The sequence below is a fragment of the uncultured Thermomonas sp. genome (genome assembly GCF_937872235.1).
GTDB classification, from domain to species: domain Bacteria; phylum Pseudomonadota; class Gammaproteobacteria; order Xanthomonadales; family Xanthomonadaceae; genus Thermomonas; species Thermomonas beijingensis.
Window position 1 is genome coordinate 1 of the sequence record NZ_CALMPC010000113.1, and the last position, 20,563, is coordinate 20,563.

The following is a 20,563-nucleotide window of genomic DNA, read 5'->3' on the forward strand; positions in this document are numbered from 1 at the left end:
TAAACGTCCCGAAAGCTGAAACCCTGCCTTCGCTTGCCCGCTTCGCCTCGCAGCGGAGGGCTTTACCCCGAAATCCCAGCCACCGCAAACGACAAAGCCCGGCGTTGCGGCCGGGCTTTGTGGGTCAAGCATTTCTGTCGCGATCAGACCGCCGCAGGGGGCTCGTCCGTGGTCTCGTCCAAACTGGCATCCAGCCGTTCAATGGCCTGCAATTTTTCGTCTTCGGCCATACGCATCAGGGTGACGCCTTGGGTATTGCGGCCTACCTGTGCAATCGCCGATGCCGGGGTGCGTACCAAGGTGCCACCATCGGAAATCAGCAGCACGTCGTGGTGATTGGACAACTGGATTGCCCCCACCAACGGGCCATTGCGCTCGGAGGTCTTGATGGCGAGCACGCCCTGGGTGCCACGGCCCTTCTTCGGGAAGTCGGCAACGATGGTGCGCTTGCCATAGCCGCGTTCGCAGGCGGTGAGGATATCGCCCTCGCCGTCCAGCACGATCAGGCTGACCACTTGCTCGCCGTCAGCCAGCTTCATGCCGCGCACGCCGGTGGCGGTACGCCCCATCGGGCGCACGCTGTCGCCGGCAAACCGCACGGCCTTGCCATTGCTGGCAAACAGCATGATGTCGCGACTGCCGTCGGAGAGTTCGGCATTCACCAACGCATCGCCCTCGGCCAGATTGATCGCAATTTTTCCGCGCGCCAGCTTGAAGGCGTATTCGGTCAGCGGGGTTTTCTTGACCGTGCCGTTCCTGGTGGCGAAGAACACGTATTTGCCGTCTGCGTATTCGCGCACTGGCTGCACCGCCTGCACCTTTTCACCAGCTTCCAGCGGGATCCAGTTGATGATCGGGCGACCACGCGCATTCGGGCCGGCCTCCGGCAACTGGTACACCGGCAGCCAGAACACACGGCCGTGGCTGGTGAAGGTGAGCAAAGTGTCGTGGGTGTTGACCAACCACAACTGGTCGATGAAATCCTCGTCCTTGGTGGCCGCCGCGTTGCGGCCCTTGCCGCCGCGCTTTTGGGCGCGATAGGCCGTGGCTGGTTGGCGCTTGGCATACCCGGCGTGGCTGAGCGTCACCACCACATCTTCCGGTGCGATCAAGTCGAGGATGTCGAGGTCTTCTTCCGATGCGCGAATTTCGCTGCGGCGCGGGTCATTGAACTCGGCCTTGACGTCGCGCAACTCACCGCGGATCACGTCCAGCAGCACATCTGGGTTTTCGAGGATGCGGATCAGGCCGGCAATTTCTTCCAGCAGCTCGCGGTATTCGTCAGTCAGCTTCTCCTGCTCCAGCCCAGTCAGGCGGTGCAGGCGCATTTCCAGAATTTGCTGCGCCTGGATGTCCGTCAGCTGATAGCCGTCCGCCAGCAAACCCACGCCCATCGGCAGGTCCTCCGGGCGCGAGGCTTCGGCACCCGCCGCGCCCAACAATGCACCCACCAAACCCGGCTGCCATACCCGTGCCAACATGCGCTCCTTGGCGATGCCCGGGTTTTCCGAGGTCTTGATCAACTCGATCATCGCGTCGATATTGGCCAGCGCAACGGTCAAGCCTTCGAGGATGTGGGCGCGGCTGCGTGCTTTGCGCAATTCGAAAATCGTGCGGCGGGTGACCACTTCGCGGCGATGGCGCACGAAGGCTTCCAGAATCTGCTTCAAGTTCAACAACTGCGGGCGGCCGTCCACCAATGCCACCATATTGATGCCGAACACCGACTCCATCTGGGTCTGCGAATACAGATTGTTCAGCACCACCTCGGCCGATTCGCCGCGCTTGATTTCAATGAAGATGCGCATGCCGTCCTTGTCGGACTCATCGCGCAACTCACTGATGCCTTCCAGCTTCTTTTCCTTGACCAATTCCGCGATCTTTTCGATCAGCTTGGCCTTGTTCACCTGATACGGGATTTCAGTGACGATGATCGATTCGCGGCCATTGTCCGCCACTTCGATATCGGCTTTGGCACGCATGCGCACGCGGCCCTTGCCGGTGCGATACGCCACATGGATGCCACCCACGCCATTGATGATACCGGCGGTGGGGAAATCCGGGCCGGGGATGTAATCCATCAGGCCGTCGATATCGATCTGCGGATCGTCGATCAGCGCCAGCAGCGCATCGACCACTTCACCCAAATTGTGTGGCGGGATGTTGGTGGCCATCCCCACCGCAATACCGGCCGAACCATTGACCAACAGGTTCGGGAACCGGGTCGGCATGACCGTGGGTTCTTGTTCTTTTTCGTCGTAATTGGGCTGGAAATTGACGGTGTCCTTGTCGATATCGGCCATCAGCTCATGGCTGAGCCGCGCCATCCGCGCCTCGGTGTAGCGCATTGCCGCCGCCGGATCGCCATCCACCGAACCGAAGTTGCCCTGCCCGTCCACCAGCAGGTAGCGCAGCGAGAACGGCTGCGCCATGCGTACCAAGGTGTCATACACCGACTGGTCGCCATGCGGGTGGTATTTACCGATCACGTCACCGACGATGCGCGCCGACTTGTAGTACGGTTTGTTGCTGTGTGCGCCGAGTTCGTTCATCGCAAACAGTACGCGCCGATGCACGGGTTTCAGACCATCGCGGACATCGGGAAGTGCGCGCCCCACGATCACGCTCATCGCGTAATCGAGGTAGCTGCGCCGCATCTCGTCTTCCAATTTGACGGGGATGATTTCCTTGGCGAGATCGGCCATCGTGTGTCCGTTGTATAGCGTGATTTCAGGCCCGCACGCAGCCTGCGAAAATCAGTTTCGCAAGCGTGTTTTGCGGGAATTTCAGCAACGGGAAATTATAGCATCCGGGGGCCTTGAAAGCACCCCGATTGCATGAAGGATCAAGCAGTTATCGCACTACCCGAACAGGGCACGCATGCGCTGTGCATCCGGCCGTTCCACCACGCCTTTTTCCGTGACGATGGCATCGATCAAATCGTGCGGCGTCACGTCGAACACCGGGTTCCATGCGCGCACGCCTTCGGCCACCACGCGTTTACCGCGGAATGCCAGCAATTCGGCCGGATCACGCTCCTCGATTTCGATCAATTCACCGGAGGCGGTGGCCATGTCCACGGTGGAAGACGGTGCGACCACCATGAATTTCACCCCATGGTGGCGGGCCGCGATAGCCAGTTGGTAGGTGCCGATCTTGTTGGCGGCATCCCCATTGGCGCAGATGCGGTCGGCACCCACGATCACCCATTGCACCTGCCCGGTTTTCATCAAATGCGCGGCGGCGGAGTCGGCAATCAAGGTCGCGTCGATGCCATCTTGTTGCAGCTCCCATACAGTTAGGCGTGCACCCTGATTCCAGGGCCTGGTTTCGCCTGCGAACACCTGCGCAATTGCACCTTGCGCAACGCCGGCGCGGATCACCCCGAGTGCGGTACCAAAGCCTGCCGTGGCCAGTGAGCCGGTATTGCAGTGGGTCAGCACCCCACTACCCGCCGCAATCAGCGCCGCACCCAATGCGCCCATATGTCGATTTGCCGCCAAGTCTTCGCGTTCGATGGCGTGCGCCTCTTGCTCCAACGCCGCGCACCAGTCCGCGCCCGCATGGGCCAGGACGCCGCGCATGCGCGCCAGTGCCCATGCCAAATTCACCGCCGTAGGACGTGCGGCATTCAGACGCTGCAGGGCAGGCTGCAATCTCAATAACGCGTCCCCGCCGCTGTCCGCTTGCAGCGTGCGGGCCGCCAATACCACGCCCCATGCCGCAGCAATCCCGATCGCGGGTGCACCGCGTACGGCCAGCGCGTGGATGGCTTCCGCCACCGCATTGCTGGTGGCGCAGCGGACATGCTCCACCACAAAAGGCAGCTGTCGCTGATCCAGCAATTCCAAGGCATCACCGGTCCAGCGGATTGGGCGCACGTGGTCGTAACGGTCGTAGTCGATGGTGTGAAGTGTCATCTGCGCATTATCCGTCATTGCAAACGCAAACCGGCACCGCACGGGTGCCGGTTGCTGCTGCCAAGGGCATCGACTCAGTAGCTACGGAACTCCGCACGGCAGCCTTGTGCCACCCAAATACCACTGCGGCCATAGCCCCAGCTGCGGCCTTCGATGCAGGGCGAATTGGACAATTGTCGAATCAGCTGCACGCCGGCGCGGGTATTGGCTGCGCATTCGTTGTAGCGCCCATCATTGGATTCGCAGCGGAAGACGCGGCCGCCGATTCCCGAATCGCCCCAGCCACCGCCGTTCCAACCACTATTGCCACGCATGACAGAAAAATCACCGCGGCAGCCATCATTCACCCATACGCTGCCGTAATCGGACCCCCAACTGCGCCCTTCGATGCAGGCACTATTGGAGATCTGCCGTACCAATTGCGCACGCCCACGCCCGGGCAAAGAACACCGGTTGTAGCGTCCATCGTTGGATTCGCAGCGCACGCTTTGACCATAACCACCGCCGTAGCCATTGTCGTAACCGCCACCATAGCTGCGCACACTGAAGTCGGCACGGCAACCGTCATCAACCCAAACCCGGCCACGATTTTGCCCCCAACTACGTCCTTCGATGCACGCACTCCGTGAAAGTTGACGATCCAAAGTCGCGCGACCATCGCCAATGGGACATTCGCGGTAGCGACCATCATCAGACTCACACCGCACACGGCCACTCCGGTAATCATTGCCACGGTAGCCATCACCACCGTAATACTGGGCAGATGCGGGGGCGGCGGCAGTAGCCGCCAACAGCGTAAAGGCAACGGCAATCAAGTGACGCATGGTGGTGCTCCTGGCTCCCTCGGCCCGGTATGGGCGCGATCCTCGTACGTTGAATTTAGCCATGCCGGATGAATCGCAGGCAAAAACTGCGGGCATGCCCCCTGGTCAGATATTACGCATTCAGCTTGAAAATCAGGCCTTCGCGAACTCGAATGCCAATAGTTCGGCGATGCGCGATGTCCCCAACATTGCCATCAATAATCGGTCTACTCCCACGGCCACACCGGCGCAAGCGGGCAATCCGTGTGCCATCGCGGCCAACAACGCCGTGTCCATCGGAACCCTGGGCAAACCGCGCTGCGCACGCACCGCTGCATCGCGCTCAAAGCGCGCACGCTGCTCGCCAGGATCGCAGAGTTCGTGATAGCCATTGGCCAATTCGAGCGGGCCTAGATACAACTCGAAACGTTCGGCCACCGGCGGATCATCGTTGCGGATGCGTGCCAGCGCCGCCTGCGAGGCCGGCCAGTCATGCACCGCCAGCAGGCTGTCGCGATCGAACGTCGGCTGCAGGCGATGGGTCATCAGCAGGTCCAGCCAGTCGTCACGGGTAAGGCCTGTTGGATCGATGTCCACATCGCCTAATGCATTACGCAACACCTGACTGTCCGCAGTCAGTGGATCCAGCTGCAATGCCTGCCAGTAAAGATCGCGAAAGGTGGTGATGCGAAGTCCGCCATCGCGGCCCACCAGGGCCAATGCAGCGCGCACCAGCGCCACGGTTTCCTCGAGCAAACGCAGGTGATCCCAACCGATGCGGTACCACTCCAGCATGCTGAATTCGGGGTTATGGCGACCACCGGCTTCGCCATCGCGAAATACCCGGCCCAACTCATAGCAATCACCAACGCCAGCTGCCAGTAGCCGCTTGAGCGCGAACTCCGGCGATGTGCGCAACCAACGCGTGCGCGGCGCGCCGTTGGTGCGGCCGGAAAATTCCAGCGAAAACGAGGCGATGTTGGGTTCGGTATTACCGGCCAGTGACAGCACCGGGGTTTCAACTTCCAACACGTTGCGAGTGTGGAAGAACTCACGCACAAGCCGGTTGAAGCGAGCGCGCAGGCGGATCGCATCAAAGCCCGCAGTTGGACACCAATCCAGCGGCACCTCAGCTTGGATTTGCCCCCACGCCCCCGCCTGGGGAGCAGAGGATTGGGGTGAGGGGCTACGGCTTTTCATGCGTGAAATGTTTATTCGTGTTGCGCCAGAAACGCCAGCAGCTTGGCCTCATCCCAGACCTCAATACCAAGCTCCTCGGCCTTGGCCAATTTCGAACCAGCTTCGCTGCCAGCCACCACAAAACCGGTCTTCTTGGACACACTTCCTGCCGTCCTGGCACCCAGTGCCTCGAGCCTTTGTTTCGCCTCATCGCGACCCATCGACGACAGCGTCCCTGTGAGCACAACCGTCTTGCCTTGCAGGGGGCCATCCGCTTGTGCATTGCGTTCCGGCAAACGCATGCGCAATTCCATTTGCGCCTGTGCACTGCGCACCAGCAAGCTGGCATTGGTGTCGTTCTCTAACCATGCAATCAGCGCCTTGGCGGTATCAACCGGCAAACCAGCGATCGCCAGTGTGTGCTCATGGGCATCAAGCAATGCCTGCGCGTCGGTGAACGCTGCGCCTAGCTGGGCGGCGCGCATCGGCGTGAGTTTTGGAATATCAAGATCGGTCAGTAGTGTCGCCAAATCCAAGGCCTCAGCCAACGCCGGGTTGGGCGCGTGGCTGTCACCAATACGTACGCCGCGTTCCAGCAGGCGCTCAATGACCTGCTGATTCCCGGGTTGGTCGAAGAAGTGCCCCAACGCACGCGCCACTTCGCCACCGACATCCGGTACGCGTTTGAATAGTGGCCATGGCAGGTGGCGAATCGTCGCAAGATCGCCAAACCATTGTGCTAATGCCTTGGCAGTGCTTTCGCCCACGTGTTCGATGCCAAGTGCGTACAAGAACCTGGACAAAGTGGTATTGCGGCTGCGCGCGATTGCAGCGATCAGGTTATCCGCCCACTTGGTCGCAACTTTGCCGGCCTTCACGGACTCTGGCGTTGAGCCATCCCGTGCATCGACGCGACGCTTCATCTCCAGCAAATCATCCAGTGTGAGCCGATACAGATCCGACACATCCTGCAACTGCCCTACTTCGGCAAGTGTTTCAATATAGCGCTCACCAAGGCCATCGATATCCATCGCACGCCGCGAAGCAAAATGAAACACCGCTTGCACCCGTTGCGCAGGGCAACTGAGTTCCCCCGAGCAACGCCACACCGCCGCACCTTCTTCGCGCACCACTTCAGATCCGCAAACGGGGCAGTTGGTTGGCATGACCCATGCCTGCGTGTGCGGCGGGCGTTGCTTCAACACGACCTGCACCACTTCCGGGATCACATCGCCCGCACGCCGCACGATCACGGTGTCGCCGTTGCGCACATCCAGCCGCGCCACATGGTCGGCATTGTGCAAGGTGGCACGGCTGACAGTCACGCCACCCACTTGCACCGGACGCATCAGCGCCCACGGTGTGACTGCTCCGGTGCGGCCAACATTGACCTCGATCGACTCGAGCACAGTCGTCTGTTCTTGTGCCGGGAACTTATGTGCAATCGCCCAACGCGGCGCGCGGGCAACAAACCCCATTTCACGCTGGCCGGCATAGTCATCCAGCTTGTACACCACACCATCAATATCAAATGCCAAGCCATCCCGCGCTGCTCCGATGCGCTGGTAATAGCCCAGCAATCCGTCTGCGCCCTGCACCACCGTGGCCAAATCGCTGACTGGAAACCCCCAGTCACGCAGCCGTGCCAATGTGGCCGAATGCGTGTCTGGCAAATTGCCACCTTCCACCTGCCCGATGCCATACGCAAAGAAACTCAGTGGCCGCTGCGCACTGATCTTGGCATCAAGTTGGCGCAGTGAACCCGCGGCACCGTTGCGCGGATTGGCAAGCACTTTTCCTCCATGCATGCGGGCGTGCTGGTTCCAACGCTCGAAATCGGCGCGCGCCATATACACTTCGCCACGCACTTCCAGTACCGCGGGCCAACCTGCTCCCTGCAATGTGTGCGGAATATCTGCAATGGTGCGCAGATTGGCGCTGACATCCTCGCCGGTGGCGCCATCGCCACGCGTTGCGCCCTGCACGAACACGCCATTCTGGTAACGCAGGCTGATGGCCAATCCATCCAGTTTGGGTTCAGCGGAAAACACCAGCGTGTCGCGCTCCAGCCGCTCGCCAATACGGCGCACGAAGTCGTTTACCTCTGCGTCGCTAAAGGCATTTCCCAATGACAGCATCGGTATCGCATGCGCAACGGGGGCAAATCGGCCCGAAGGTGTAGCGCCTACTCTGCGTGTTGGCGATGTGGCATCGGCAAGTTCCGGGTGCGCGCGCTCCAAGGCTTCCAGCTCATTCACCAACGCGTCGTATTGCGCATCGGTAAGCTCCGGCGCATCCAGCTCGTGATAAAGCCGGTTGGCGCCCTCGATACGCTGCCGCAACTCGGCAGCACGGCTGGCGGGCGTGTTCACCAACGTGCCGGTTTGCTCACCGGCTGCACGGCGTTCTGCCGATCATAGGCGCGCAATTCTTCGCGAATATGTTGAATGCGCTGACGCCCCAATGCGTTGCGTTCTTCGTCCAGCACCACTCCACCCAGCAAGCTGGCCATGCGCTGTGCGGCCGGCTCCATGGTTTCCCACGCATCCAACGCGGAAATGGGCGCAGGCAGGGTCAGGAAGAATGCAATCGCGGGGGTTTCCAGGTGCTCGATATCAGCCATGTCGAAGCTGCCAGGCTTGACGATATTGGCCACACTGAATACCGGCCCGGCATCCGGACGACCATCCACCAGCCGGTGATACACGTTCATGTAGCCAAACACCAAGCCAGCCTTTTCAGCAGCGACCACGATGTCTGGCCCGCGTAGCTTGTTGTCCACCGTAGCCGCCACATACAAGGCGATGATGCGGTCGAATTGGTCGATATACCGTTTGCCCAATGCTTGCTGCGATGTATCTGTTTGCAACGGCAGTTGCTCTTGTTGCACCGTGGTGTCATCCCATTGCGCACCCCCGTCGGTGTCACTTGCGAATGGCTCAACGCGTTGGCCAACGGCATGGTCGGATGCGCGCGGCAGGCGACGCCCTTGACCTTGATTACGGCTACGACTGAAAAAAATGATGGCCCCTAGCAGCACTGAAACAGCCACCGCAATTCCCACCCGAAGCAAAATCAAATCCGACATCCAGCAATCTCCTTATGCGGCACCAGCCATACGCGCAGCCTCGGCCAAATCCACCGACACCAAGCGACTTACGCCGGGTTCACGCATGGTCACGCCAGACAGCTGGCGCGCGGCTTCCATGGTGACTTTGTTATGCGTGACAAACAGGAACTGTACCGCCTCGCTCATCTCGCTGACCATCGCGGTGAAGCGGCCCACATTGGCTTCATCCAAGGGCGCGTCCACTTCGTCGAGCAAGCAGAACGGCGCCGGATTCAAGCGAAAGATCGCAAACACCAGCGCCACTGCGGTCATCGCTTTTTCACCACCGGAGAGCAGCGAAATATTCGACACGCGCTTACCTGGCGGGCGCGCCAGAATGGTGACCCCGGTATCCAGCAAATCATCGCCGGTCAGTTCCAGATAGGCATGGCCGCCGCCAAACAGGCGCGGATAGAGTTCTTGCACGCCCGCATTGACGCGATCAAACGTGTCCTTGAAGCGGCCACGGGTTTCGCGGTCAATCTTGCGAATGGCTTCCTCCAGGGTTTCCAGCGCCGTATTGAGGTCGGCATCCTGCGCGTCCAGGTAGTCCTTGCGCTGCGCCGCTTCGGCATGTTCGGCAATCGCGGCCAAGTTGACCGGCTCCAAACGCCGCAACTTGCCATCCAATTCGGCAACGGCGCGTTCCCATTCGCTGCGGTCGGCGGCATCGGTCAGCGTGTTCAATACCTCTTCGACGATGAAGCCGGCCTCGACCACGGCAGCCGCGTATTGCTCGGCCTTCAGCGCCAGGGCTTGTTGCTCCAATTTGCGCTGGCCAATCGCCTCGCGCTGCTGCAAGGCTTGCGCATCGCGCTGTTGGCGCAGTTGTTCAAACTGGCGCAGTTCAGCATCCACACCTTCCAACTGCGAGCGCGCCTGCGCCAATTCACGGTCCACCCGCACGCGTTCTTCCAGCGCCACTTGGCGCTGCGCCTCCAGCGCCTGCACTGGCGCATCGCCTTCGGCCAACTGCGCGGCCAAGTCACCCAAGCGGGTATCCAACTGCCCGCGCTGGCCACCCATGCGTTCCAGTGCTTGCGCCAAGGCCACTGCCTGCACGCGCTGCGACTCCAGGCTCAACGCCAAGGCATGCGCGGCATCACGTGCCTCGCGGGCGGCGTTGCGCGCCTGCTCGCGCTTGTCGGTGAGGTAGCGCCGTTCGTTCTCCAGCGTTTGCCGGGCCGACTCCAGATTCCCCATTCGGCCCAACGCATCTTCAATCCGGATGCGCGCTTGTGCGGCGTGATCCTTGTTGGCATCCAAACTCTCGCCCAACTGTGCAAGTTCGGCATCAATCCGGGCAATGCGGTTGCGCGCGTTTTCCAGCCGTCCCTGCTGGCTTTGCAATTGGCCGGCCACTTCCGACACCCCGCGATGTGCTTGATACAACTGGCGTTGCACGTCTTCGCGCTGCTGCTCTGCAGCCAGCAAACCATCCCGCAGGTGGCTGAGCGTGGCTTCCAGATCGCGTTCACGGTGTTGATGGTGTTCGATATCGCTGCGCAATTGCTGGATGTCTTTTTCACGCAACAGCGCGCCTTGCTTGGCTGCCCCCGAACGCGCAATCCGCACCCAGCCCTCACCCAGGCGTTCGCCATTGCGGGTAATGACCGACTCGCCCTCGCCCAGGCTGGCCTGCAAGCTGCGTGCATCCGCCAGTGTCTCGGCCGCATGCAGCCGCGCCAGCAACCGCCGGATCGCACGCGGACCTTGCACTTTGGCGGCCAGCGAAGTAGCTGCATAGTGGGTGTCGTCGGCTACACCCGAGACCAGCGCCAAGCGGCCTTCGCCCAGTTCGCCCAACGCGTCCACCAACTGTTCGGGTGCCTCCACGATGACCGCTTCGATCAATTGCCCCAGGGCGGCTTCAACGGCATTTTCCCAACCCGATTCCACTACCACACGCTCGCCTACCCGCACCGCGCTGTCCAAGCCTTGCGCCTTGAGCCATTGCGATGCGGCCCCCTGCTCCTGGCCCAGCGCCGCATGCTGCAAGGTTTCCAGCGAGGCCAATCGACCGCGCGCGGCCTGCGCTTGCTTGCGCAACTCGGCCAATTCGGTTTGTGCGCTGCGCTGCTGTTCTTGCAGTTCAGCGCTGGCGTGCTTGCGCAGCTCCACTTGTTCGGTCAGCGCCTCTAGGGACTCCTTGCGCGTTTCGTGTTCCCGTTCGAGTTGCGCGAAGGCATCGCTCAAGCTCAGCAAATCCAGCCCGGTACGCTCTTCATGCAATTGGCTGCGGCGGCGGTCGGCATCGAAAATCTGCCGGTCCAATTGTTCGATGCGGGTACGCTCCACCTCGCCCGCACGCGAGGCCTCGGACTGCTCGCGCGTATGGGTTTCCCAGCGCGTTTGCCAATCGGCCAGCCGTCCCTCCACCTCGTGCAAAGCATCCTGCCGCAGCAGGTCTGCTTCTTGCAGCAGTTCCAATTGCGGCTCGGCTTCGGCCAAGGCCTCGCGCAGCACATCGAGCTTGTGCGCGTCGCCGCTGATGTGCTGGCCCAATTCGGCCAACGCCGACTGCGCCTCGTCACGCGCCCGTTGCAAGCGTACCGAGAGCTCCTGCTGATGGGCGATTTGCTGTTCTACCCGTGCCAGTGTGCTGCCGACTTGATAAACCCCGGCTTGTGCCGCGTTCAATGCCTGGCTGGCGGTTTCGCGGCGCTCGCGCCCGGTTTCCAGTTCACGTTCGGCCTCGCGCTGTTCGGCAATCACTTGCTCCAGCTGGGTTTCCTCACGCAGCAGTTTTTCCCGCAGCCCTTGCAGGCGCGTGTCCAGCGCACGAAATTCCAGCGCCTTCCACTGCGCATCCTTGATGCTGCGCTCGGCTTGAATGGCTTGGTATTGCTCGGCCTGTTTGGCCTGCCGCGCCAAGTGCTGCAATTGCTTGCCCACTTCCTCGCGCAAGTCGTTCAAGCGGTCCAGATTTTCACGGGTGTGGCGAATCCGGGTTTCGGTTTCCTTGCGGCGCTCCTTGTATTTGGAAATACCGGCGGCTTCTTCCAGATAGACGCGCAGCTCTTCGGGCTTGGCGTCGATCACCTGCGAAATCATGCCTTGCTCGATGATCGAGTAGCTGCGCGGGCCCAGCCCGGTGCCCAAGAACAAATCGGTGATGTCGCGGCGGCGGCATTTGCCGCCATTCAAGTAGTACCCGCTTTGACCATCGCGGCTGACCGTGCGCTTGACCGAAATTTCATTGAACGCAGCGTACTCGCCAGTAATCGTGTGGTCGCTGTTGTCGAAAATCAGCTCCACGCTGGCCTGCGAGACCGGCTTGCGCGCCGAGCTGCCGGAGAAAATCACGTCGGTCAGTGAATCACCCCGCAAGCGGCTGGCCGCGCTTTCGCCCATCACCCAACGGATGGCGTCGATGATGTTCGACTTGCCACAGCCATTGGGCCCCACGATGCCGGTCATATTGGTCGGCAGGTGCACGGTAGTGGGGTCAACGAAGGACTTGAAGCCGGACAACTTGATGGTGGAAAGGCGCATGCGCGTCGGTAAACCTTGGCGACGCTAGTGCATCGCATTATTGTTAAGTCAATTTTGAATTCCAAGTTATTGTTTTTCTTGGAATAAAAGGCACTCAAATTCAATGCCGGCGGATGAGTATAGCGGGCCTTAGCTCGTCCCGCCGACCTCGTCCGGGGCGGTGGCAGTGATCGACAGGGCGTGGATATCGGTCTGCATCATCGCACCCAAGGCCGCATACACCAGCCGGTGCCGGGCCAAGGGCAGCTTGCCGACGAATGCGGCGCTTTCAATCGCGATACTGAAATGGCCCAGCCCAAGCCGGCTGCCAGCGTGCCCGGCGTGCTTGTGGCTGTCATCGCGGATCGCCAGGCGCGTGGGCGCCAAGTGCTGCGTCAGCAGCGCTCGCATCTGCGCCATGCGTTCCGGGTTCAGGCGCGGGATATCGGCTTCGGTCCAGCCCATAGTCATGGCAAGACCTTGCGGAACGGGCGCACATCCACCCGCTGGTACACGCCGGCGGCGCAATACGGGTCGGCGTCGGCCCACGCACGGGCGGCCTCCAGCGAAGCAAATTCAGCAATCACGATGCTGCCGGAAAAGCCCGCCGGGCCCGGGTCTTCGGCATCCATGGCTGGGCACGGGCCCGCCAGCAACAAGCGGCCTTGGTCGCGCAGCGCATGCAAGCGCGCCAAATGTTCGGCCCGCGCCGCCATCCGTTTGGCCAGCACCTCCGGCCCATCCCATCCTTCAATCGCATACCACATGGCCGCGCCTCCATGAATCAATGCCCGCATTGTAAGGGGCTGCAGTGGACAGCCGCGCCGGCAACCCTTAATCTTGCCAGTCAGTGCCCGGCCCGATCCTGCGGCCGGTGCGGCCATCCGACGTGTTCGCGTCGCCCCGCACCCGCCGATCCGGCCACCTCCGCCACCTGTTTCGATGTCGCCCTGTTCCGGCGCATGCGTATCGGCATGGCGAACCCGTATCCATAAGACAACGTACCCCGGCCGACTGGCCCTTGCGACAGGTGTGGCCCGGAGGGGGCCGCCAACCGATGACATCCGAAACCCGCATCGCTCCACCGGCCGATGCCGCCACCCACAATCCAAACCCGCGTCCCCAGCAGCAGGAAATGCCGCTGGCGATGGTGCTTGGGCAGCCGGTGGTGGAAGTGCCGAAGGATTTGTATATCCCGCCGGATGCGTTGGAAGTCATTCTGGATGCCTTCGAAGGCCCGCTGGACCTGCTGCTGTATCTGATTCGCCGGCAGAATCTGGACATCCTGGATATTCCCGTGGCGGAGATCACCCGCCAATACGTGGACTACATCCAGTCGATGCAGGAAATGCGCTTCGAGCTGGCCGCCGAATATCTGGTGATGGCCGCGATTCTGGCCGAAATCAAATCGCGCATGCTGCTGCCGCGCCCACCCAGCGACGAAGGCCAGGAAGATGATCCGCGCGCCGACCTGGTGCGCCGCCTGCAGGAATACGAACGCTACAAGCAGGCTGCGGAAGACATCGACAGCCTCCCGCGCCTGGATCGCGACACCAGTGTGGCCAGCGCCTTCGTGCCCGAACACGCCAGCGTGCGCCTGCCGCCGCCGGTGGAATTGCGCGAAATGTTGCTGGCCCTGCACGATGTGCTCAAGCGTGCCGAATTGTTCACCCAGCACGCGATCAAACGCGATGCCCTGAGCGTGCGGCAACGCATGGGCGAGTTGCTGGAACGCCTCAACGATGGTGTGTTCCACCGCTTCGAATCCCTGTTCAACGCAGAGGAAGGCAAGTTGGGCGTGGTGGTCACCTTCCTCGGCCTGCTCACGCTGGCCAAGGAACAGTTGGTGGATATCGTGCAGGAATCACCCATGGCACCGATCTATGTGAAGTCGCTGGCTGGCGATGCCAACACTCCGGCACTGTCCGAGCTGTCCAGCGAGTTCGATGACGACACCGAGCCAAGCGCATGACCGAGATCGACCAACCCCTGATCACCCGCATCATCGAAGCGGCCCTGCTGGCCAGCCACCAACCGTTGTCGTTGGTCCAGCTCAAAGGCTTGTTCCCGCTCGACGAACCGATTCCCGACAACGCTGTTGACATCGCCCTGCTAGCCCTGCAAGAGGCCTGCGCCGACCGCGGTGTGGCCTTGGTCGAAGTGGCCAGTGGCTGGCGCTACCAGATCAAGGCCGATGTGCACCCGTGGGTGGCCCGGCTATGGAGCGAGCGGCAGACCAAATACACCCGCGCCACGCTGGAAACCTTGGCGCTGATTGCCTACCGGCAGCCCATCACGCGTGGCGAAATCGAGCAAATCCGCGGGGTGACGGTCAACAGCAACATCATCAAGGCATTGGAAGAGCGCGACTGGATCCGTGTCGTCGGCCACCGCGACGTACCCGGCAAGCCCGAGCTGCTGGCCACCACCAAGACGTTCCTCGACTACTTCGGCCTCAAGCGTCTGGACGAATTGCCGCCGCTGTCGGAACTGCGCGACATCGGCGAACTGGAGCCGCAATTGCCGTTTGAACCGGCAGTCCCCGCAAGCATCGCCGAACCGGCAGCAGAACCCGCCACGGATGCGGAAGATTCAAACATCGAAGCGGAATTGATTGCCGACGCCGCTTCAGACACACCCTCGGATAACCCCGATTCAACCCCAACACGAGACGACGCGAACCCCGCATCGTCGGAGCACACCCATGAGCAATGACAAGACCCCCCGCCGCCCGCTGAGCCTGAAAGCCAAGGCCGCCGCCACCGAGGCCCCTCGCATCGAAGAACGTCTGCATAAAGTGTTGGCGCAAGCCGGGCTGGGTTCGCGCCGCGCACTGGAACAGCGGATCGCCGATGGCCTGGTCAAGGTCAATGGCGAAACTGCGCAAACCGGCATGAGCATTACCGGCGGCGACAAGATCGACATCGATGGCAAGACCTTCGTCGCCAGCGCGCTGACCGACCCGTCGCGTGTGCTGATGTACAACAAGCCGGAAGGCGAAGTGACCACCCGCGAAGATCCCGAAGGCCGCCCCACCATTTTTGACGCACTGCCCGCGCTGAAAGGTGCACGCTGGGTCGCGATCGGCCGTTTGGATATCAACACCTCGGGCCTGCTGCTGCTGACCACCGATGGCGAGTTGGCCAACGCGATGATGCACCCGAGCCATGAAGTCGAACGCGAATATGTATGCCGCGTGCGGGCGCCGGAAGGCGAAGATGTGGTCAGCGACAAAATCGTCGATCGCCTTGCCCGTGGCGTGGCACTGGACGATGGCCCGGCCAAATTCGACGAAATCGAACGCATCGGCGGTACTGATTCACACGACTGGTTCCGCGTGCTGCTGAAAGAAGGCCGCAACCGCGAAGTACGCCGACTGTGGGAGTCGCAAGGCTGCCAGGTCAGCCGCTTGAAGCGCATTCGTTATGGCAGCGCACGCCTGCCGCAACCGCTGCTGCGTGGGCATTCGCAAGAACTGCCGCAGGCCGAGGTGGATGCACTGCGCAAGGCGGTGGGACTGGAGGACGGCGCGCCGTCCGCACTCACCCTGATGCCGGTGCTGGGCCAGCGCAAAGCCAGCAAAACGGTAGTCACCGGCAACGCCCGTGGCCACGGCTACGTGGGCGGCCATAACACCGCTGACGAAGGCCGCGAGCTGCGCCGTTTCGACCAATTCCGCGAAGACCGTGGTCGTCGCGGCGGCAAGCGCCCCAGCGGCGGGCTGACCGTCAGCGGCGAAATGGCCGCCAAGCAAGCCGACAAGCGCATGAAGATCAAAGGCCCGCACCAGCCCGGCCAACGCATGAAGCCCGGCGAGCAACGCGGTGAAGGCAACCCCGCCGCCATGCGTACCTGGTATGTGCCCGATGGCGTGGATACCGGCCCCTCCGGCCACCGCAACCCCGACGGCCCGCGTGGCCCGCGCAAGCCGTATGGCAACAAGCCCGCCGGAGGCCCGCGCCCATATGGTGCGGCCAGCGACAGCCGAGGCCCGCGCCGCGAAGGCGGCTTCAATGCCGACGCCCCGCGCAGCCCCAAGCCGTATGGCAGCTTCAATGCCGACAGCCGTGGCCCGCGCCGTGAAGGTGGCTTCAACGCCGACGCCCCGCGCAGCCCCAAGCCGTATGGCGGGTTTGCTGGCGATGCCCGCCCGCAGCGCCAAGCCAAACCGTATGGCCACCCCGGCAATGCCCCCAGCTTCCCTTCCGACCACGCCAACCCCGGCGGCTTCAACCCCTATGCAGACCGCCCACGCGGCCCGCGTCCGGGTGGCCCGCGCCCCGGTGGTTCACGCCCATCCGGCAATGGCCCCAACAACGCCGGCCCACGTGGCCCGCGACCCGCTGGCCCCAGGCCCGGCGGCAACCGCGGCGGCCCGCGTGGTGGGAATCGGTAATCCACCGTGATGCAGATGCTGATCGCGGCCTTGCTCCTCGCCGACCCGCAATCGGTGAGTGCCAGCGCGCCGCTGGACTACTCTGATGCCAAGCCACTGGCGACGCGTGATGAAGCCAGCGTGACAGGTACGGCACATACTGCAATGCTGGCGGCGCAGCAGACGCTGTTGGATGCGGGCGTGGTGGAATGCTCGCTGGGCAAGCCACAAAAGGACTTCAGCGCCTTCACCGTGGTGATGCGTTTGGATGCCGATGGCCGGGTGCAGCAGACGTGGCGGCAAGGCAGCTCACCACTGGCGATCTGCTTGCAGCGCTATGTTCGCGACAAACACGTATTCGTGCCACCAAAGACACCGTTTTATACGGCGCTGGAGATCAGCTTCACCAAATAAACATCACTTATGGAACAATCAGTCATATTTTGAAAGATTGATTGCAAATATCAGACAATACATGCTATCGGCCAAGGCAACCGGCATCACGCCGGCCCGCATTGGAGCAACGCCATGAAGAAAGTTCTCGAAGTCGCCGGTGCCCCCGGCCGGCATTGGGTGGGTAATGGGTTTCCGGTACATGGCATGTTTGGCTACAGTGGCCCGGGCGTGGCCGAGCGCAGCCCGTTCCTGCTGCTGGACTATGCCGCCCCTACCCAATTCGAGCCCACCCGCGAGCGCCGCGGCGTAGGCCAGCACCCGCATCGTGGATTTGAAACCGTCACCATTGTGTATGCCGGCGAGGTGGAGCACCGCGACTCCACCGGCAACGGCGGCATCATCGGCAAGGGCGATGTGCAGTGGATGACCGCTGCCGGCGGAATCTTGCACGAGGAATTCCATTCACCGGCCTATGCCGCCAAGGGTGGGCCGTTTGAAATGGTGCAGCTGTGGGTCAACCTGCCAGCCAAAGACAAGCTGGCCCAGGCCGGCTATCAGGGCATCGTGGACGCACAGATCCCGGCGGTAGCGCTGCCCGCGGAGGCTGGAACGCTGCGCGTGATTGCGGGTGATTACGCCGGCCATCCGGGCCCGGCGCGCACCTTCAGTCCGATGAACGTGTGGGACATCCGCATGACTGCCGGCAAGCGCGTTGAACTGCCGCAACCGGAAGGCTGGAGCACGCTGATCGTGGTGCTGGATGGCACCGTGCAGATCAATGGCGAGGCGGTATTGCGCGCCGCGCAACTGGCCACCTTGTCCACCGCTGGTTCAGGGGTGATGGTCGAAGCCAACAGCAATGCCAAGCTGTTATTGCTGGCCGGTGAGCCCATCGACGAGCCAGTGGTCGGCCACGGGCCGTTTGTGATGAACAGCCAGCAAGAAATCATCCAGGCCATTGCCGATTTCAATAGCGGCAAGTTTGGCCAGATTCGCTAGCAGTCAGTACCACGTTCAATAACAAGGAGCCGCACATGAGCACCCCACCCACTGTCCGCGCCAGCATCGGCACCACACCATACCTCGTCACCCTGGAAGACGAGCTTGGCCATCGTTGGCAAGCCGACGAACCTCTGGATGAGGGCGGCGCCAATACCGGGCCCTCACCCAAGCACCTGCTGCTGTCGGCACTGGGCAGTTGCACCGCAGTCACCTTGATGATGTACGCCAGTCGCAAGCAATGGCCACTGACCGGCGTGCAGGTAGAACTGGCGCTTGATGCCGACGGCTTACCCGCCACTGGCACTGATATCAGCCGCAAGATCACACTCAATGGCGAGCTGGATACCGTACAACGCGAACGGCTGTTGCAAATCGCCAACGCCTGTCCGATCCATAAAATACTGACCGGCGAAATACGCATCGCCAGTCAGCTTGTTTGAAGCAGGGCCTCACACAGAGGCGGTCATTCAGGCTAATGTCGCCAACGCCGCCGCGTAGTCTGGTTCCTGGGTGATTTCGGGGACCAGCTGGGTGTACAGCACAGTGTCCTGTGCATCCAGCACCACCACAGCGCGGGCTGCCAGGCCAGCCAGTGGCCCATCTTGCATGGAAACCCCATACGTATCGAGAAATTCACGACCGCGCATCATCGACAGCATGGTCACATTACTGATGCCTTCGGCACCACAAAAACGCGCTTGTGCGAACGGCAGGTCAGCGGAAATGCACAGTACCGCCGTGTTGCTCAAATTCGCGGCATCCTGATTGAAATGGCGCACCGACATTGCACACACACCGGTATCGACGCTCGGGAAAATATTGAGCACTTTGCGCTTGCCGGAAAAATCGGCAAGCGATTTGTTACTCAGGTCGGCAGCGACCAACGTGAATGCAGGCGCTTGGCTGCCGATGGCTGGAAGTTGGCCAGCCAGGTTGACTGGGTTGCCGTGCAAGCTGACGATGGACATGACGTACTCCTGTTGAATGAGGGGGGGGCGCCAGTTTAAGCGCTGCAAGATGACGATCATGTCACCAGTGCACGCCACGCAGGGGTTGCAAATTTTTCCAGCACCAATTGCTGCGCACGCTCCAGCTCGTCTGCACGCACCGTATCCGGCTGCAGCCCGTGCAGATCGCGGAAGGTGTCGATCATGCGTGCGATGACTTGCTCACGTGGCAAACCGGTTTGGCTGCGCAATGGGTCCACCCGCTTGTTGGCGCTTTGGGTGGCTTTGTCCGACAATTTTTCACGGCCAATGCGCAACACGTCCAGCATTTTGTCGGCGTCGATATCATAGGCCATGGTCACGTGGTGCAGCACCGCTTTACCGCGCCGCATTTGCGCAGCGCCGGCGATTTTTCCGGACTTGGAGGTGATGTCATTCAGGGGTTGGTACCACGCATCAATCCCCAATGAATGCAGCGCCGTCAGTACCCAGCGATCCATGAACGCATACGACTGCTCGAAGGACATGCCTTGCACCAAGGTTTCAGGTGCCGATAACGAATAGGTAATGGTATTGCCGGGCTCAATGAACATTGCGCCACCACCGGTAATTCGACGCACGACATCAATGCCATGGCGGGCGGCAGCGGCCTCATCCACCTCGTTGCATAACGACTGGAAGCGCCCTATGACCACTGCAGGCGCGGCCCACTCCCACACCCGCAGCGTGGGTGCGCGTTGGCCAGCCGCCACCGCATCGGTGATGACCTCGTCCAGCGCCATATGCAAGGCAGCTGCGCGTGGTTCTTCGTGGATTAGTTGCCACTCAAAATCGTTCCAATTGCTCACCTTAACCCTCCATCGCCATGCCGCTGCCTGCACGACCCGCCTGATCTTCCTGATCCATTGCACGGCGCACCACCACGGCAATCGCATCGGCATTAATGCCGTACATCCGCACGTCGTCCGGCAGCCTACGGGCAACCACTGCTGCCAGCTCAGCCATGCTCGCCGTTAGCGGCTGGCCATTGAGCGCCATATTGATGGCGGTCAATGCGGTGTCAGGTTCAAGAAAAAAATCACCGCTGATGGCAACGTCCCGCAACTGACCCTGGTCGATGGCAAGATCCACCACCACCAACTTGCCCCCGGGCACCTTGTATTCGGCATGTTTGCGCATCCCGGCATTCTAGGCCGATACGTCGACAATCAGCCGTATCGGCATGACAACCGACAACAAAGAAAACCCCCACCAGCAGCGCTGGCGGGGGTAAGGGGAGTTACGCCTTGGGAGTTACGCTTTGCGCATCACACGTTGCCGCGTGATCAGAACTTGTAGCTGGCACCCAGCAGCAGGGT

Annotated in this window: 17 protein-coding genes and 1 pseudogene; 6 read left to right on the plus strand and 12 right to left on the minus strand. The window is 61.6% G+C overall.

Features of this window, described 5'->3' with window-relative positions; translation table 11 throughout:
- Positions 1-143: 143 nt before the first annotated feature.
- The 9 genes from gyrA to QWB57_RS10145 form a co-directional block, all read right to left on the minus strand.
- Positions 144-2,705, minus strand: a complete 2,562-nt coding sequence (gyrA, locus tag QWB57_RS10105) for a DNA gyrase subunit A (RefSeq protein ID WP_288969398.1) — start codon at positions 2,703-2,705, stop codon at positions 144-146.
- Positions 2,706-2,861: 156 nt separating this feature from the next.
- Positions 2,862-3,920, minus strand: coding sequence for an S-methyl-5-thioribose-1-phosphate isomerase (gene mtnA, locus QWB57_RS10110; protein WP_288969400.1), 1,059 nt, complete (start codon positions 3,918-3,920; stop codon positions 2,862-2,864).
- Positions 3,921-3,994: 74 nt separating this feature from the next.
- Complete coding sequence (locus tag QWB57_RS10115) at positions 3,995-4,744, minus strand: DUF3011 domain-containing protein (RefSeq protein WP_288969402.1); 750 nt, start codon at positions 4,742-4,744, stop codon at positions 3,995-3,997.
- Positions 4,745-4,876: 132 nt separating this feature from the next.
- On the minus strand, positions 4,877-5,923 hold the full coding sequence (gene epmA / locus QWB57_RS10120) for an EF-P lysine aminoacylase EpmA (protein WP_223627645.1): 1,047 nt from the start codon (positions 5,921-5,923) through the stop codon (positions 4,877-4,879).
- 11 nt (positions 5,924-5,934) lie between these two features.
- Positions 5,935-8,277 (minus strand): NAD-dependent DNA ligase LigA, encoded by a 2,343-nt coding sequence (gene ligA, locus QWB57_RS10125; RefSeq protein WP_288969404.1) that lies wholly within the window; start codon positions 8,275-8,277, stop codon positions 5,935-5,937.
- Complete coding sequence (zipA, locus tag QWB57_RS10130) at positions 8,271-8,990, minus strand: cell division protein ZipA (RefSeq protein WP_223627641.1); 720 nt, start codon at positions 8,988-8,990, stop codon at positions 8,271-8,273. Before zipA ends, ligA begins: the two co-directional genes overlap by 7 nt.
- A 12-nt stretch (positions 8,991-9,002) precedes the next feature.
- Entirely contained in the window at positions 9,003-12,506 is a 3,504-nt protein-coding gene (gene smc, locus QWB57_RS10135) for a chromosome segregation protein SMC (protein WP_223627639.1), read from the minus strand.
- Positions 12,507-12,635: 129 nt separating this feature from the next.
- Complete coding sequence (locus tag QWB57_RS10140; protein WP_223627763.1) at positions 12,636-12,950, minus strand: BolA family protein; 315 nt, start codon at positions 12,948-12,950, stop codon at positions 12,636-12,638.
- A 2-nt stretch (positions 12,951-12,952) separates the two neighbouring features.
- A complete protein-coding gene (locus QWB57_RS10145; RefSeq protein ID WP_288969406.1) occupies positions 12,953-13,252 on the minus strand; it encodes a YciI family protein in 300 nt (99 codons plus the stop codon).
- 290 nt (positions 13,253-13,542) lie between these two features.
- Here QWB57_RS10145 and QWB57_RS10150 point away from each other — a divergent pair, with 290 nt between their 5' ends.
- The 6 genes and pseudogenes from QWB57_RS10150 to QWB57_RS10175 all read left to right on the plus strand — a co-directional run bounded on the left by QWB57_RS10150 (position 13,543) and on the right by QWB57_RS10175 (position 18,698).
- Entirely contained in the window at positions 13,543-14,457 is a 915-nt protein-coding gene (locus tag QWB57_RS10150) for a ScpA family protein (RefSeq protein WP_223627634.1), read from the plus strand.
- A 5-nt stretch (positions 14,458-14,462) separates the two neighbouring features.
- Positions 14,463-15,080 (plus strand): annotated as a pseudogene (gene scpB / locus QWB57_RS10155) (SMC-Scp complex subunit ScpB); the annotation flags it as partial.
- 109 nt (positions 15,081-15,189) lie between these two features.
- Entirely contained in the window at positions 15,190-16,881 is a 1,692-nt protein-coding gene (locus QWB57_RS10160) for a pseudouridine synthase (RefSeq protein ID WP_223627632.1), read from the plus strand.
- A gap of 9 nt (positions 16,882-16,890) precedes the next feature.
- On the plus strand, positions 16,891-17,274 hold the full coding sequence (locus QWB57_RS10165) for a hypothetical protein (RefSeq protein WP_223627630.1): 384 nt from the start codon (positions 16,891-16,893) through the stop codon (positions 17,272-17,274).
- A 114-nt stretch (positions 17,275-17,388) separates the two neighbouring features.
- On the plus strand, positions 17,389-18,255 hold the full coding sequence (locus tag QWB57_RS10170; RefSeq protein WP_223627628.1) for a pirin family protein: 867 nt from the start codon (positions 17,389-17,391) through the stop codon (positions 18,253-18,255).
- 35 nt (positions 18,256-18,290) lie between these two features.
- Entirely contained in the window at positions 18,291-18,698 is a 408-nt protein-coding gene (locus tag QWB57_RS10175) for an OsmC family protein (protein WP_223627626.1), read from the plus strand.
- Positions 18,699-18,725: 27 nt separating this feature from the next.
- On the opposite strand, the gene tpx is transcribed toward QWB57_RS10175, so the two are convergent.
- The 3 genes from tpx to QWB57_RS10190 are packed head-to-tail and all read right to left on the minus strand — an operon-like array spanning position 18,726 to position 20,384.
- Positions 18,726-19,226 (minus strand): thiol peroxidase, encoded by a 501-nt coding sequence (tpx, locus tag QWB57_RS10180; RefSeq protein ID WP_223627624.1) that lies wholly within the window; start codon positions 19,224-19,226, stop codon positions 18,726-18,728.
- A 56-nt stretch (positions 19,227-19,282) separates the two neighbouring features.
- Positions 19,283-20,053, minus strand: a complete 771-nt coding sequence (locus tag QWB57_RS10185) for a biotin/lipoate A/B protein ligase family protein (protein ID WP_223627622.1) — start codon at positions 20,051-20,053, stop codon at positions 19,283-19,285.
- A 1-nt stretch (position 20,054) separates the two neighbouring features.
- On the minus strand, positions 20,055-20,384 hold the full coding sequence (locus QWB57_RS10190) for a biotin--protein ligase (protein ID WP_288969410.1): 330 nt from the start codon (positions 20,382-20,384) through the stop codon (positions 20,055-20,057).
- Positions 20,385-20,563 lie beyond the last annotated feature (179 nt).

Coding starts and splice junctions, on each gene's coding strand:
- gyrA (WP_288969398.1), bottom strand. CDS start 2,705: ATGGCCGATCTCGCCAAGGAAATCATCCCCGTCAAATTGGAAGACGAG.
- mtnA (WP_288969400.1), bottom strand. CDS start 3,920: ATGACACTTCACACCATCGACTACGACCGTTACGACCACGTGCGCCCA.
- QWB57_RS10115 (WP_288969402.1), bottom strand. CDS start 4,744: ATGCGTCACTTGATTGCCGTTGCCTTTACGCTGTTGGCGGCTACTGCC.
- epmA (WP_223627645.1), bottom strand. CDS start 5,923: ATGAAAAGCCGTAGCCCCTCACCCCAATCCTCTGCTCCCCAGGCGGGG.
- zipA (WP_223627641.1), bottom strand. CDS start 8,990: ATGTCGGATTTGATTTTGCTTCGGGTGGGAATTGCGGTGGCTGTTTCA.
- smc (WP_223627639.1), bottom strand. CDS start 12,506: ATGCGCCTTTCCACCATCAAGTTGTCCGGCTTCAAGTCCTTCGTTGAC.
- QWB57_RS10140 (WP_223627763.1), bottom strand. CDS start 12,950: ATGGGCTGGACCGAAGCCGATATCCCGCGCCTGAACCCGGAACGCATG.
- QWB57_RS10145 (WP_288969406.1), bottom strand. CDS start 13,252: ATGTGGTATGCGATTGAAGGATGGGATGGGCCGGAGGTGCTGGCCAAA.
- QWB57_RS10150 (WP_223627634.1), top strand. CDS start 13,543: ATGACATCCGAAACCCGCATCGCTCCACCGGCCGATGCCGCCACCCAC.
- QWB57_RS10160 (WP_223627632.1), top strand. CDS start 15,190: ATGAGCAATGACAAGACCCCCCGCCGCCCGCTGAGCCTGAAAGCCAAG.
- QWB57_RS10165 (WP_223627630.1), top strand. CDS start 16,891: ATGCAGATGCTGATCGCGGCCTTGCTCCTCGCCGACCCGCAATCGGTG.
- QWB57_RS10170 (WP_223627628.1), top strand. CDS start 17,389: ATGAAGAAAGTTCTCGAAGTCGCCGGTGCCCCCGGCCGGCATTGGGTG.
- QWB57_RS10175 (WP_223627626.1), top strand. CDS start 18,291: ATGAGCACCCCACCCACTGTCCGCGCCAGCATCGGCACCACACCATAC.
- tpx (WP_223627624.1), bottom strand. CDS start 19,226: ATGTCCATCGTCAGCTTGCACGGCAACCCAGTCAACCTGGCTGGCCAA.
- QWB57_RS10190 (WP_288969410.1), bottom strand. CDS start 20,384: ATGCGCAAACATGCCGAATACAAGGTGCCCGGGGGCAAGTTGGTGGTG.